We start from the raw sequence: 13,742 nt of genomic DNA on the forward strand, positions 1-13,742 counted from the left end.
TCTTTGGTTTTTAAACACCAAATTGCCTCAAATGGTGGTCTGTATGATTATAGAATAGTTTGCCCCAGTCTTGTCTGTTGAATTTACCCGCCAGTTTATTTTCCGGCACCAGATCTGTTGCGTTGTAAAACTTTTCGATGTTGTGCTTGAGCTGCTGCCGTTCGGCTTCAAAATCCGGGGGATTGATGCCCTGCTTCACCATATTCATTTCCACGAAAGTCTGAACTTTTTCCTTGGGCGGTTTCGTGTTCAGAAAGAAGAATTTAATTAGCCACTTTGGCATCGGCAATCTCTGAGCAACGGTTGGATCCAGTTCGCCGGTTGCAGTATCGAAAGCCATTGCCATGTGCCGGAGTCCCTGATTCACATTCATTTTGCCCCATAAAGCCTTTGATTCAGGCGAGAGGTTGTCGATCCGGGCGAGCACCTCATTCTTTACATCGGGCGTTAGCAAATTTTTCATATACCTGGTATTTAAAAAATTTCGACCGTGGTATAAAGTTACGAAAAACCGCACAGGATAAGGGATCTCACGCTAACACCAAGGTTATTGCTCTGAGCCGTGCCAGCCAATCAGATAGCGCCGGCAAACTTCCTTTTGACAACGATTGTCTCGTCTCCGGACTCCGCCCATGACTGTATAATCGGGCTTTCAATGGATTCATACACTTCAATTAATCCGGGTCCTTCGGGAAGCTGATAAAAAGGTGTAAGCACAATGTAATTGCCAATAATATGGTCTACATAACCAGTGCTGGTAATGCCTTCTACCTGTATAAACTGATAACCTTTGGCCTTCAGATTTTGCAATACAGAAACGGTAAACGCAGGCATCCCTACCTCCTTTTTCTCCTTCATAAACAGCGCAAAGCTACCTACTACGATGGCTCGCGGCGGTGAGCATTGTTACTGAAAACAGTGATTTAATTTACTTTTTGAGGGAATTCACAAGCAATGCAGACTTATATTTTCGTGGATCACCTCGACTACCAGCAAGCTGCAATGCTTCAAATTTGGCTTCGAACCAACCTAATCTTACTTTTTTTATGCCAAAAAAAGTAAGCAAAAAAGGGCAGTCTTCACCCGACCATGTCAGGGTTCAGACGATCGCTCGATTAAACTTCGTTACTACTGTGCTGCCGAGTCTGAGCGCCTTGAATTTAAACTCACTTTTTAAAATGCGTGATAGACACATAGAATCATTTCATTGACTACGCACTCATATCCGGATTGATCATTGCATCAGTCTGTCATTATGGTACCAGACGTTTTCCCATAATGATGAGGCCGCGTTCTTCCCCATCGAGAATCGCAATGTTCGGGAAATTACCCCATTCCTCAAATCCAAAATGCTTAAACAATTTCAGGCTTGGCTCGTTGTGCGCAAAAATAAAACCGAGCAATGTTTTTATCTGAAAATCGGGCGCAATGTTTAAACAGTATTCAAGAATCCTTTTGCCGAAACCCTGGCCTCTATATTGCTCGTCCATATAAATACTCACCTCTACGGTTGCATTATACGCCGGCCGGCCGTAAAACGGTTGAAAACTCACCCATCCCACAATCTCATTATCTTCATTTTCCACCATCCACAACGGCCTGTTGCCTTGATGTTCGTCAAACCAGCGCTCGCGGCTTTCTACCGACACAGGCTCCGTATCTGCGGTTACCATGCGTGATGGTATCGTTGAATTGTATATCTCTACAATTTTCGGAAGATCTGCTTTGGTAGCGTCTCTGTATTTAAGTGTGCTCATTCGTGTTCTTTTAAAATTCCCGGGCTGACGGCTACAAAAGTACATCTTAAACCAGTTTAAGTTTTATACCATTACCAGAGAATACATTTGTCGTAAAATCTTTTACAGCGATGAATACAAACAGAGCGACATTGGTTCAGCTTTTTCTAAGACTGGCGCTTTCCGTTTCCTTTCTATCAGCCGTTGCCGACCGGCTGGGCTTTTGGGGCACGGAACATGTAAGCTGGGGCAACTGGGAAAATTTTGTCGCTTATTCGCAGCGTGTCAATTCTTTTGCGAATGCACAAATAAACATCGTACTCGCCATTGTTGCCACAACGCTCGAAATTTTACTGCCGGTATTATTCCTGATTGGTTACAAAATAAAAATTGCGGCCACCGTTTCCGCCGTGTTATTACTCTGTTTTGCGCTTGCAATGACTTATAGTTTTGGCCTCAAACCCAGTCTCGATTACTCTGTCTGGACCGCAGCAGCAGCAAGCTTTGCACTTGCAGCGCTTGGAGATTACCGCTATAGCATTGATCAGCTACTTGCAGAAAAGTAGCGCTGCCGGACTATTTGACGGGCGTATAAAAAATATTATTTTTAAAAATCACCCTAAAAATAGAACCATGAAACAACTTACCCTTCTACTATCTATTGCACTACTGGCCATTGCAGACACACCGACCTATGCCGGAAAATGCAGCGGAGATAAATATTGCACAGCGTGTAAAAATTGTAAGTATTGCAAAAACTGTTCTCAGAACGGTGGTACCTGTGGTGTTTGCCGGCCGTCGAAAAGTAAAAGGGTTGTAAAAAATAAACCGGTGAAATCAGCGTCTGTATACAGGGCGAGCTAAAATGAATTTTATATGGACGTACAGAAACAAATCAAAGCCTTAATTGCGAGTCAGCCGGAGCCGAAACGCAACGACATGCAGACGTTGCACGAACGTATACTTGAGATGAAGCCAGAAATTAAACTATGGTTTGACGAAGGCAAAAACGAGGAAGGTAAAGTTGTCGCTAACCCTACGATTGGGTACGGCTTTCAGGTTATAAAATACGCCAACGGCAAAACCAGGGACTTCTTTCAAATCGGGATGAGTGCCAATACAACCGGAATCTCCGTTTATATTCTCGGCATCGAAGACAAAAAATACTTACAGGAAACCTTCGGCAAACAACTGGACAAAGCGAGCGTAACGGGCTATTGCATCAAGTTCAAAGCGCTGAAAGATATTAACCTGGATGTACTTGCAGCAGCAATCGGGTTTGGGTTTGAAGCTACGAAATGAAAATAAGCAGCAAAATACCTCTCACACAATTCTCTAAAAACTGATCTTCATATACCGCTCGCCATCCAGTACAATCGCCGCACCTTTGGGCTCCTTAATTTCCGAAACATGCCGCATGGCACTATCCGCAGCCGGGATAGGATATATCTCCAACGGGATATTCACTTTATACCCGGGAAGCGTACGTATGATCCAGTCGCCCTGCCAGCGATCATCAAACGGATAAGCAGCGGCCGGCGTAACAAACACGGGCAAATGCTCCTTTTGCGCAGCAGTCAATGCGTTATTGCAACTGTTATAAATTCTTATCTTTTTTGCGTGATCTTCGGTTGCCAGTTCACCGACAGTGGTATATACAGTAGCGGTCGCACCCAGAAAAACCAAGAGATAAACCGCTGTTACCACCACCTTTTGCTTTTTCAGGAGACTCCATCCGTTCAGCAGATTAATGATCATCAATCCCAGTACTGGCACCAGGAAGCAATTAAGCCTGAACGTACCCAGCGGTAATTTACCGGCAACAAACAATGCCAGCGTCACCCAGAGGAGCACGCAACTATAAACAGCGAGCATACTGGTTTCATCTTCTCTGCGGAAGAAATTTTTTATTGCGACAACATTGCAATAGATAAATGCCGCGTATCCCAACACACCGAAAACATTTGCCAGCAAATCGCCCGAACCGAGAACGCCGAACATGGCATAAGTATTGACGAAAAATGTCTTGACACTAAATTTCTTCATCAACAGATCTTGCCAGAAATCCTGCATTCCCTGGTCAGCAAGTACATGCCGGACATCAAGCAAATAGAATACAGCCACAGCGACCATGCCGATGCACAGCGGCAACCAGACAGCAGGACGCCACTGTCTGAATTTCACCGCGCGGAGTCCGGCTATGATATAAACCGGCGCCATAACGATCGGATAAGTATAACTGAAAAACGGACAGATGACAAAGCTGGCACAGAGCAGCAAGTAGCGGGAAGTCTTCAGCTGTTTCGTCTCCAGCCCGATTATCTCCAAAAACTGCCAGATAGCAACCAGACTGAGCGCCATTTCCATCGTGTATTGTTTTACCTGCGCAAAATAATGGATGGATGTATTGAACGAGATGTACAGCATGATCCACAGAAAGCGCGACAGAACATCCTTCTTGAATATCCTGCCGGAGAGCTTGTACAGAAACGCGACACCTGCGCAATGCATCAGAAAAGATGGCAGGCGCAGTGAAGTATAACTGTAATCGTTTGCTGAAGCAAACGCTTTTATAAGCTCGAGATAAACCCTCGGAAACTGCTGCAGCCTGTCAAGGTTATGCCACAACTGTGCTGCTGATTTGAATTTTATATTTTCCAGCAAGAACCATTCATCAACCCAAAAGGGAAGAATAGGAAAAATGGTAATTGCCAGTCCATATGCAATGAATATAATGAGCGTAATGATGCTAATGATCCTTACGGGCTTATTAAACAAGGGCTGTTGCATTATGTCTACAGGTAAAAGGCCGCAAGATACGGCAAGATAGCCGATTGATCAACCAGCTTAGTCGTACTATCAATGAAGGAGATTTTTACTTTGCCGCAACGGATTACAATTTATCTGCCAACACGGTTTACAATGGTTGCAGCGATAAACGATACAAAACAGCCCAACGCAGCCATTGATCGCAGGAGGTTAAAATGATCCCAGGCACGCAGGATATCAGCCCAATTCGCAGGTATATCGCCTGACGACCAGCGCCTTATCAACTGATTGATCGGTACATTTCCAAAACGCGTTACCAACAGACTTGTGAGCGCCAATAACCCGGAAATTACGGCAAACACTGTGGCCGGCACTGACAAACGAACAACAATTGCATACCAGAAAGGAGTTATAACAGAAGCGATCATCACCGATTGCATCGTAATGCTATTGTGCTTCATCAACTGCGTGCGGTAAGCGAGATGTACGTTTAGCGGTACTTCGTAAAACGTTGGCACCACATTCAGCAGGCCATAAATAAACGCGCCTGCCAACAAGCCTGTGGCCACCAGCGCAACAAACTGAGGGATCATAATTCTCATGGTGTTTTAGTATTATTTTTTACCGGGTCGGACTATACTCACAAAGATAATCAAGATAAAAAGGGTCAGCTGAGCCAGATAAAAACGGTTTAGCTGCATGCTGATATGACGCTCCTGCCCTCCGGGAATAAAATTACCCGATGCCATTTTCCGAAACTTCATACCTAAGCTGTTGCCGATAAAAACGCCATTTAACACGAGCAAAATGGCCAGCGCTAATTTGATCTTAAACCAAATTTCATCCCATAAACTATTGTTTATCGTCACCATGATTATACCGGTAAAAATAAGTATCACAGCACCTGTACGCACTAATCCACCGTATCGTCCCATCAACGGCAACAGACCTTGAGCGTGACTATCACCCGCTGCGCTCATGCTGCAAAAAGTTTTAAAACTAATATAGTCTGTTACCGTAGCACCTGCCATAAGCACCAATCCGCAAAGATGTAAAGCGAGCAACAAACGCGACAATAGGCTCATCGTTCTATTTTTTAAAGGATTGATATGTTTTGTATACACTGCGAATCTGTCCTATCCCAACTACAAACTGTAGCACACCTGAGGCTTCAAACAGAAAGTTTTCAGGCACTTCATAAGCCGGTGCGGGAAACATAATACGCCAGCTGTCACGGTTCATGCCTGCGAAGTACAGCAGATTTTTCACCACGTGATTATACAAACCTTCAAACAATCCAATGCCTGTCCCAAACATAAGCACGGCAATGATGAGATAACTATACAGCCATAATTTCTTACCCGATCTGCGATACTGCCAGGCCAACAACAGGCAAAGCAAGAAGGTCATTCCACCGAGCAATACGACATGCGCTCTCCAGGGTGTGCCATATACTACAGAGCCGTAATAATGATGAAAGGCCGTAAGCAGATATAGCCCGCCTGTCCAATACAGTGATTTATCCAGCGCTTTAAATCCGTTTTTCTGTTCCATACTAATTTTATACTATTGTCAGATACCGAACATTTGTTTCGTTTTACAAATTTAAATGGGTATCGACCGCTCGGCCTAGGTACAATTCCTGTTAAATGACCAATACTGAACAAATCACTTAAAAAGTCCAGAAATGAAAACTGAATTAAAGAATGACCGTCGGACGCAGAAAACAAAAAAGCAGCTTGCCGCAGCACTTATAGAATTGATAATGGAGAAAGGCTATGACGCCATCACCATTCGGGAGATCATTGACCGGGCGAATGTAGGACGCAGTACCTTTTACAGTCACTATGAAAGCAAGGAGCAACTGCTGGTCGGCAACATTAACTTTCAGCAGGCATTGATAGAGATGCCAGATGACGATCCTGACAATTATCCATGGGGTGTGAACGTATCTTATCTGTTCCAGCACACGAAAGAACATCTCGCGCTTGCAAAAGCCCTGGCAAGAACAAAAAGCATTGAACTAATAAGCAATCATTTCGCAGAATTGTGTGCCGCACAGATTTATGAACGGCTGAAAAAACAATTGCCGCGCCGTGCCAGTCGCGCGGAGCTGCAAACAGCCCGTTATAAAGCAGAAGCCGCTGCCGGTGCTGTCGTGCGGATGCTCTTCAAATGGCTGGCGGACGGTGCTTCAACGTCTGTCGAGAAAATGACTGATTATGCCACACATATTCTGAAGAGTTGCTGTGACTACACAAGATAAAAAACAACAAGGATCACGCAACGGTGATCCTTGTTGTTTTAAGCAGCGATGATGCTGATTCATTTTAGTGGAGCCTATACATTACCTGCAACCGCAGCATCCACAACCGGTACCGCTTTCAGCTTTGGCTTGTTGTTCAGGTGCTCCGTCAGCTTTTTCTGTTCTGCAAGCCACTCAGTCGTTGGCATCTTCAATGCATTGATAAACGATTTGCAATGATTTTCCACAAAATCCTCTTCCGGCGTTGGCGGTGGTGTACGGTGAATAAATATCAGTGCAATTGCAACACCTATACCGACTACGGCCGCAACGACGCCTACCACCGGTATCGCCGAGCAAACTTCAATACCGGCCAGTGCGGCAATACCCGCGCCTGCTTCAGCAAGGAAAGCAACACCGTTAGCGACCACCGAAAGTATATCCAGCACTTTGATAGAAACCGGCTGGCCAGATGCAAAATCTTTAGCCACTTCAAATCCGGAAACGACACAGGCCGCCCCCAATGCGATAATCGTCATACCTCTTGCAAAACCACTGGCTACTTTCGAAATTTTTGTCCAGCGCACAGACGCCGCAGCAATATCCTCCGCTTCTGCCACCGCTTCGCCGGCCGCAATACCACCGCGCGACAATGCCGGAGATTCCATGCCTGCAACTGCAGGATCATAACTTGCTACCCTGTTTGCAAAACTCATGTATTTCACTTCGCTTTGCGCACCGTCCAGAATTCTGATTGCCTCTACCACTTCTGAAATTTCTGCATCAGCTTTGCTGATTAATTGTGCAGCTCTATAAGATGCCAAATCACTAAACATGGAGAAGGAAGTATCCAATACCGTAGTAATGCTGAGTGTTTTTTGTTCTGGCGTCAGCGCTTCCCATTTCAGGAAAGACTGTATGGATTCAACGATCGCGAAGCCATAAACAGCCATAGTAAGCGCTGTACCGATGGCGCGGACTTTAGGATTATCATTTGCCCACTGATTGATACGGGCTGCTATCGGCAGATCTGAAAATTTGCGCATTGCAGTTACCGCATCAGTAATAACAGTCCCCATTGCACTCACCAGCGCATTGACATTGTCTACTTCAAACTGGTCCATGAGCTCCTTCAGATCTTTCAAGGCTTCTGCCCTGATGTTATCCGCCCATTTATCGCCCGCCAATAATGCATTGAAATACTGTCTGAAATATTCGGTAAGGAAGCTTACAAAATCTTTGTTGGTGCTTGCGGTAGCACGCGTGGTCACAAAATTCAACCGGGTCGACACGATTTTTTCGTACAGCGCCGTGCTGTAAGAAACTTTAGTATCGCCACCCACGTCTACTTTAGTGGAAGGATCCAGTGCATACAACAGTGAGGAAAGATGCGTGATACGTGCACGGCCGTCGAGTGTATTCTGAATAGCCAACCCGGTCAGTGTAGGTTCAGCCGTACAAAACTCATATAGCTTTTTAGCCCAGCCCGCAGCATCCTTCGCGAGATACGGCTGCAGTCCCGGCACACTTTGTGCATAGGTATTGCTCATCAGTCTGGACGTAGCAATGTTGTAGCCTTTCTCTTTTGGAAAACTACTATTATCCGTGCCTTTCCAGAAATAATTCATCTTGGTATCTACATTTGCCAACTGCTTAAATTTGGCTTCGATATTCGGATCTTTACTCTGAGCGAAAGCCTGCGTAAGGTAACCCACAGCAAATCTGTTGACCAGAAACGGCTTTACGTCGGGGTCTTTCAGTACGTCTACATCTGCCTGCGTCAGCGTTATACCATCCACTTTTGGTCTTGACTGGCCAAACCATTTCAGCCACTGATCATCTACAGAATACAGCATCAGATTTTTCAGCTTCGCAAAACTTTCTTCGTGCACGGTCTGCAAATCTGGCGTTGGCAATGTAAACAACTCATTTATGGAAAGACCAATGCTGGCTGACAAAGCTTTCGCCTCGCTTAACTGCTGAGACAATACTTGTGCATTCTGCTTGAGCAGTGGTGTTTCGTTCGTATGATTTTGCTGCTGCCATATGTTTTCAAGCATTGTCTGCAGTGCGGCGAAATTGTTGCAGGCGCCGGATAATTCATACGCTGTACCACGATTATTGGTTTCAGACGAATCATAATCATACAGGAAACCGTTGAAACCCCGATAATCGAGTGAAAAATCAAATTCTGCGGCGACAAATTGAGATTGACGCAACGCACAGTAATTTGGATCAATTTCTATCGTAGCATGCAACACGTTGGCTGTTTTATCCTGCACAATAGAAAATGCAATCTTAGAGGCTTTATTGAGCGCGGTTGTTTTCTTTTCATCACCCGGAGCAATCAGTTTACCAACTGTATGAAAACCTCCTTTCCCGTCTTCCACAAAGCCCATGTCAAAATGAAACCAGTTTTTTGATTCTGCTTCATCCTTATAAGTGGTGGTGTAATCGATGAGGCCAGTTGCGTTAAAACTAATTTGTTTCCCTTCAAACTGAACGGTGCCTTTTCCCACCAGACCGTTATGCATTAATTTAATGCTTCCGATCTCATCCTGTCCGTCTGCATGCGTTCTGTGCCAGTGGATGAACTTCCCGTCGATATGGGAATCTGTCGGTTCGCCGTTAATAAACAGATGACCGTTGATCAGTGTCATCTTTTCGAAAGCTGGTGGCAGCTCCTGCGCATCACTTGTGCTGATGACAAGCTGCGGAACAATTTTTTCTTTTGTAGACATGAATTGGTGATTTATTTTTCCAAGGTTATTTGTATGAGCTGATCTTGACGCTATGGCAGCGGGTTGTTTTAAAACCCGGAGGAATGCATCCATCACATTTGTTCCCAGCGCTTTTTTAAATAATGATTCGTTAGTGCGGATCAGTGTAGTAAATGCTTCCTGTTCCTGATGATTCATATTCGAAAGCATATTGCTGGTCACGAAACCAGTTGTTATTTGCGGATAGCCTGCCAGGCAACAATACCCATTGGCATGATAAGAGCGGTGTCCGTTGCGGATATGAAATACAAAACCCGGGGGTGCTTCACCCATTTTAAATTTCCGTGTTTCTATTTTCGTTACCACTTCTTTCCGGTAAGTGACCTGTCCATCTTCAACTGAATCAATTTTCCAGATCACATCGCCGGTGCGCAGAAACCCGATTTCAAGATCAGGATTCAATGCCATAGACATCCGCGGTGCAAGGCTGCGCCATCCGTTATCGGTGTATACAGCGTGCTCGAACGTCATAAACGGCTCGTCATCATTGATAGCATAAAGCTCTGTGATCTCGTTGCTGCACAATAACTCAGCCGAACATTCTGCAACGCTGCCATCAATTGCATAAAGTCTGTCGCGCTCAGCGATGGCTTCAATAGCACCGTATGTACCATCCGCATACAATATTTGTGTGCCACGGATCATACAACCGCCACCGCTTTCGCCGCTGCCACCCGCATCGGTACAGGTTTCTACTGTATTGTTAGGACCCGAAGACGTTTTGATGTTATACTTAGAAGGACCATTAGCAGAATTCAGCCAGTTGCTTACAGAAACTCCGTATACCGTGCGTTTCCAATGTTCTTCATAGCTGGAGCCTCGTGAACCACCGGAGCCTCCCTGACTGGGATAATGTTTGATTTTGGTAAAATAAGTATCTGACGCTACGTTACATGCCTGTACCAAAGGTTCATTAATGACATTGAATATAGTACCATTCTGCGCGAAAGAAGGCTTGATGCCATCAAACCATTTATACTCACCAAAGCGTTCAAATTCCGACCAGCGATTGCTTTTGCTCCATTCAGCAGTCAAACGCCGGAAACGTGCATCGCCATTCGTCATAGAACCGAATACTTGTAAAAAAACGTACACAGGAAGACTGGATCCTGCGGTCTGGCATTGCAGCACAAACCCCGTAAAGAATGTTTCAGAAGCAGCACCTGCAAGGATAATATCGGCCGCTGTCTTTGTGTCTGCGAAAAATGGCGCCAGCTTGTCGGGCTTATTCAAATAATCAACTACCAGATTTGCGCCGATAGTCTTGCCATTTGTATCTAGCCATTGCACCATCTGCCCACTGCTGGCAGAAGAAACGGTTGCGTTAAACGACCAGCTGGAAATGGTTGACAGCACAAAACTGATGTACTTTACGGAGAATTCGGAGAAAGCGGTTCCATAAACTGTTTTTGACGCGGTAACGTAAGCGGACTCTGGAACGGAATTAAAAAAACTGGTCTTGACGCCGGAATCGCCTGCCTGGATAATGTTTTGCAGCGTTGACCGGAAATGATCATTGGGTGGTGCTGTAACGCCGTTAATGACGCTCATGAATTTAGCGAAGTCCATATGGATGTTTAAAATGGTGTGTTTGTGCTTGAATAGGATCCACAGAACTGTGGCTCAATGTTGCCGACTGCGAGACATCTTCACTTCCTTTGTCATGAGCACAGAAAAAATTTCCTGCGAAATAAAAGTACTGTGCGGGCAATCCCAATGCAACGGGTAGTTTTCACGTTTTTTGCACGGGTGATAATGACGCCTGGATCAGGTACTAGTACTTAATCTACAAACAAGCCTGATCATTTCTGATAACGGAATATCGCCCGGGAAGCCAAAAGTTAAACATCAGACCATTTTCAAGCCTACGGATTTTATTGATGCAGCCAAATTTCAATAGGCGATTTAGCCGTAATTTTATAACGAAATAGCAAAGGCTATAGCTCAAAATATGCCCGTAAGCAATTTACCACGATTCGTTATTTATCAGGCCAATCAAAAGGAGTTTCATATCTGCATGGAAGCAGACGGCCAATTCATCCGGTGGACGAGCAACTATGCGCCCACACTGGATGTACGCTTTGCCCGCGAGGTAAAAAGAATTGATGATATTCCGGTTAAAAAACTTCCGAAAAAAACTGTTTTCGATGAAGGGACTTATGAGATAACCAAATCAGACACTAAAGAATCGGCGGAACAAAAGTTTATTGAAAGCATCGACCAAAAAACATTTTCGTTTATACTGCATGGTGAAAAACTAAAAGGACGATTTGCATTTAAAAAAGTTGTGGGTGGAACTGTGTTGCAAAAATACAAGGATAAATACGCGATTGAAGAAGATGTGCTGATGGGCGATTTATCGAGAACCATCAATACAATGATCCCCGACTATGATGAAAAAAAGGTAAAACTGCCGGGTAAAAAACAAACGAGAAAAGCCGTACCGCACGAAGCGCCACCAACTCCGGAACTACCAACGCCGGGCAATGGCATAGAAAATGAATACGATTTCACATTCTATCGCTCCAACAATGAACCTGATATTTGTGTGGTTACCGATGAATCCGGAGCTGTCTGCTTATTAAAAAAAGAAAACGACAACTGGGTGCTGCTGCAGCCGATAACCCGCATTTCGCCGAAAAAACAAGAAGCTCTAACAGCATACATCGGGTCACTGCCCAACCGGAAAAAGAAATGATCAATGTTGCGAGATCTTACATCCGGGGCACAAAAGAGAATTAAAGAGGAACGGTCGCTCAACCGTTCCTTTTTAACTCACGGGCCAGTAATATTCCGTTCCGCAATAGTATATCGTTGAGCATTTCTATATTGAGCGGATTGATTAAATATCCGCAAACATTTTTATACTGTGATGCCTTCATTACATCGCTAGAACTAACGGACGAGGACAACATAACCACTTTAAACTTTGACATCGCCGGATCATTTATCCGCTCCAATTCTTCGAGAAATGTCCAGCCCACCATTGCCGGCATATTTATATCGAGCAGAATAACGCACGGTCCCGGAAATACCGCTTCCCGCACAAACATCAATGCTTCGCGGGCGTTTGTAAATTCCTCTACCTGCAGTGTATAACGGTATTCCGCCAGGGTCTTTTTATGCGAATAATTAAACATCGCGTCATCATTGATCAACATAAGTCTGGTACAGGTTTCCATCGGCTATTTTGCTATTTACGGGTTCTGATTTAATAATAATATCGGTATTAATTCTATCAAGTTCCCTGATCATGATAAAAAAACATGCCAACGAACGAACGCGCGAAAAGAATAATAAAACTGAAGGCAACCATTTATAAATTATTCTCCGCCTTCAGCAGTTTCAAAAATGCGAGCATCGCTTTTTTAGGATAAGCATCATTTAACCAGATGGCCATTGCACTTCGTGACATCTTTTTTCCCTCAATCGGAATCGTGATCAAGTCCTGATCCACTACGCTGACCTTCGTCAATATGGTATGCCAGCTGCCTGTCTTCACAATGGCCAACAATGTCGGAATATCATTGATCTCAATAGAGACATCCGGGTGCAGACCTTTACGTTTAAACGCTTCTGTGATAAATCGTGTGGTACTGTATCCCGTGGCTGGCAAGGCCAATGGCAAACGGGTAATTTCTTCCAGCGAAATGGAACGGCGGGACGCTAGTCCTGTCCGCTCAGCGGCGACCAGCGTCAAGGGCGAACTAAACAGCAGTTCTTGCCTGAACTGAGTATCCTTGCTATCTTCTTTAAACGTCAATACGAGATCAAGCTCTGCTGCACTCAGCTTTTCAATCAGTTCGTCTGAAGTGCCAAATACAATGCAAACTTTCACTTTAGGATATTGCTGCGCAAAAAGAATCAGCGTTTTGGTCAACACATTGCGCAGCGCAAAAGTGACTCCGATATTGATCTTGCCCGTTTTTAGATTATTGAGATCCTCCAGCAGCAATAAACCGTCATCTGCCCTATTTACACTTTGCAACGCATATTCTGCAAATAAAGTACCTGCTTCTGTCAGTGAAATCCGCTTTCCTATCCGGTTAAACAAGGGAACCCTGATCTGATCTTCTAGTTGTTTGATCTGCTGAGACAACGTACTCTGGCTGATATTCAACGCATGTGCTGCCTCTGTAAAATTCAGCAACTCTTTAGCTTTCAGAAAATAACGTAATTGTCTTAGCTCCATCTCAAATCGTTTTTACCGAT

Annotated in this window: 14 protein-coding genes; 4 read left to right on the plus strand and 10 right to left on the minus strand. The window is 44.6% G+C overall.

Annotated elements, in window-relative coordinates:
* Window positions 1-10: 10 nt before the first annotated feature.
* The 3 genes from DN068_RS12290 to DN068_RS12300 form a co-directional block, all read right to left on the minus strand.
* Complete coding sequence (locus tag DN068_RS12290) at window positions 11-463, minus strand: DUF1569 domain-containing protein (RefSeq protein WP_110999228.1); 453 nt, start codon at window positions 461-463, stop codon at window positions 11-13.
* Between the two features lie 110 nt (window positions 464-573).
* On the minus strand, window positions 574-858 hold the full coding sequence (locus tag DN068_RS12295; protein WP_110999229.1) for a hypothetical protein: 285 nt from the start codon (window positions 856-858) through the stop codon (window positions 574-576).
* 395 nt (window positions 859-1,253) lie between these two features.
* Entirely contained in the window at window positions 1,254-1,757 is a 504-nt protein-coding gene (locus DN068_RS12300) for a GNAT family N-acetyltransferase (RefSeq protein WP_110999230.1), read from the minus strand.
* A gap of 110 nt (window positions 1,758-1,867) precedes the next feature.
* Here DN068_RS12300 and DN068_RS12305 point away from each other — a divergent pair, with 110 nt between their 5' ends.
* Together DN068_RS12305 and DN068_RS12315 are read left to right on the plus strand one after the other, a co-directional pair.
* Window positions 1,868-2,302 carry a DoxX family membrane protein gene (locus tag DN068_RS12305; protein WP_110999231.1) on the plus strand — a complete coding sequence of 145 codons (435 nt, stop codon included), beginning with the start codon at window positions 1,868-1,870 and terminating at the stop codon, window positions 2,300-2,302.
* Between the two features lie 310 nt (window positions 2,303-2,612).
* A complete protein-coding gene (locus DN068_RS12315; RefSeq protein WP_110999233.1) occupies window positions 2,613-3,038 on the plus strand; it encodes a DUF1801 domain-containing protein in 426 nt (141 codons plus the stop codon).
* Between the two features lie 33 nt (window positions 3,039-3,071).
* Here the strand turns inward: DN068_RS12315 and DN068_RS12320 are convergent, their stop codons facing one another.
* The 4 genes from DN068_RS12320 to DN068_RS12335 all read right to left on the minus strand — a co-directional run bounded on the left by DN068_RS12320 (window position 3,072) and on the right by DN068_RS12335 (window position 6,059).
* Complete coding sequence (locus DN068_RS12320) at window positions 3,072-4,526, minus strand: hypothetical protein (RefSeq protein WP_110999234.1); 1,455 nt, start codon at window positions 4,524-4,526, stop codon at window positions 3,072-3,074.
* Between the two features lie 110 nt (window positions 4,527-4,636).
* Entirely contained in the window at window positions 4,637-5,107 is a 471-nt protein-coding gene (locus DN068_RS12325; RefSeq protein WP_110999235.1) for a DUF1772 domain-containing protein, read from the minus strand.
* Window positions 5,108-5,119: 12 nt separating this feature from the next.
* Window positions 5,120-5,590 (minus strand): hypothetical protein, encoded by a 471-nt coding sequence (locus DN068_RS12330; protein WP_123985332.1) that lies wholly within the window; start codon window positions 5,588-5,590, stop codon window positions 5,120-5,122.
* Window positions 5,591-5,594: 4 nt separating this feature from the next.
* Window positions 5,595-6,059, minus strand: coding sequence for a hypothetical protein (locus tag DN068_RS12335; protein WP_110999237.1), 465 nt, complete (start codon window positions 6,057-6,059; stop codon window positions 5,595-5,597).
* Between the two features lie 133 nt (window positions 6,060-6,192).
* Here DN068_RS12335 and DN068_RS22450 point away from each other — a divergent pair, with 133 nt between their 5' ends.
* The gene (locus tag DN068_RS22450; RefSeq protein ID WP_110999238.1) at window positions 6,193-6,771 is read left to right on the plus strand and encodes a TetR/AcrR family transcriptional regulator; all 579 of its coding nucleotides are present in this window, start codon (window positions 6,193-6,195) and stop codon (window positions 6,769-6,771) included.
* Window positions 6,772-6,845: 74 nt separating this feature from the next.
* Here DN068_RS22450 and DN068_RS12345 read toward each other — a convergent pair whose 3' ends face one another.
* On the minus strand, window positions 6,846-11,099 hold the full coding sequence (locus DN068_RS12345) for a hypothetical protein (RefSeq protein ID WP_123985333.1): 4,254 nt from the start codon (window positions 11,097-11,099) through the stop codon (window positions 6,846-6,848).
* A gap of 382 nt (window positions 11,100-11,481) precedes the next feature.
* On the opposite strand from DN068_RS12345, the gene DN068_RS12350 reads away from it, so the two are divergent.
* On the plus strand, window positions 11,482-12,228 hold the full coding sequence (locus tag DN068_RS12350) for a hypothetical protein (RefSeq protein ID WP_123985334.1): 747 nt from the start codon (window positions 11,482-11,484) through the stop codon (window positions 12,226-12,228).
* A gap of 58 nt (window positions 12,229-12,286) precedes the next feature.
* Here DN068_RS12350 and DN068_RS12355 read toward each other — a convergent pair whose 3' ends face one another.
* Together DN068_RS12355 and DN068_RS12360 are read right to left on the minus strand one after the other, a co-directional pair.
* Entirely contained in the window at window positions 12,287-12,712 is a 426-nt protein-coding gene (locus DN068_RS12355) for a response regulator (protein WP_110999241.1), read from the minus strand.
* Between the two features lie 134 nt (window positions 12,713-12,846).
* Window positions 12,847-13,722 carry a LysR substrate-binding domain-containing protein gene (locus DN068_RS12360; RefSeq protein ID WP_110999242.1) on the minus strand — a complete coding sequence of 292 codons (876 nt, stop codon included), beginning with the start codon at window positions 13,720-13,722 and terminating at the stop codon, window positions 12,847-12,849.
* Window positions 13,723-13,742: the final 20 nt, after the last annotated feature.

Origin of the sequence: Taibaiella soli (genome assembly GCF_003236175.1) — a bacterium.
Classification (GTDB): domain Bacteria; phylum Bacteroidota; class Bacteroidia; order Chitinophagales; family Chitinophagaceae; genus QKTW01.

Coding starts and splice junctions, on each gene's coding strand:
- DN068_RS12315 (WP_110999233.1), top strand. CDS start 2,613: ATGGACGTACAGAAACAAATCAAAGCCTTAATTGCGAGTCAGCCGGAG.
- DN068_RS12305 (WP_110999231.1), top strand. CDS start 1,868: ATGAATACAAACAGAGCGACATTGGTTCAGCTTTTTCTAAGACTGGCG.
- DN068_RS12320 (WP_110999234.1), bottom strand. CDS start 4,526: ATGCAACAGCCCTTGTTTAATAAGCCCGTAAGGATCATTAGCATCATT.
- DN068_RS12360 (WP_110999242.1), bottom strand. CDS start 13,722: ATGGAGCTAAGACAATTACGTTATTTTCTGAAAGCTAAAGAGTTGCTG.
- DN068_RS12335 (WP_110999237.1), bottom strand. CDS start 6,059: ATGGAACAGAAAAACGGATTTAAAGCGCTGGATAAATCACTGTATTGG.
- DN068_RS12345 (WP_123985333.1), bottom strand. CDS start 11,099: ATGGACTTCGCTAAATTCATGAGCGTCATTAACGGCGTTACAGCACCA.
- DN068_RS12290 (WP_110999228.1), bottom strand. CDS start 463: ATGAAAAATTTGCTAACGCCCGATGTAAAGAATGAGGTGCTCGCCCGG.
- DN068_RS12330 (WP_123985332.1), bottom strand. CDS start 5,590: ATGAGCCTATTGTCGCGTTTGTTGCTCGCTTTACATCTTTGCGGATTG.
- DN068_RS12300 (WP_110999230.1), bottom strand. CDS start 1,757: ATGAGCACACTTAAATACAGAGACGCTACCAAAGCAGATCTTCCGAAA.
- DN068_RS22450 (WP_110999238.1), top strand. CDS start 6,193: ATGAAAACTGAATTAAAGAATGACCGTCGGACGCAGAAAACAAAAAAG.
- DN068_RS12325 (WP_110999235.1), bottom strand. CDS start 5,107: ATGAGAATTATGATCCCTCAGTTTGTTGCGCTGGTGGCCACAGGCTTG.
- DN068_RS12295 (WP_110999229.1), bottom strand. CDS start 858: ATGAAGGAGAAAAAGGAGGTAGGGATGCCTGCGTTTACCGTTTCTGTA.
- DN068_RS12350 (WP_123985334.1), top strand. CDS start 11,482: ATGCCCGTAAGCAATTTACCACGATTCGTTATTTATCAGGCCAATCAA.
- DN068_RS12355 (WP_110999241.1), bottom strand. CDS start 12,712: ATGGAAACCTGTACCAGACTTATGTTGATCAATGATGACGCGATGTTT.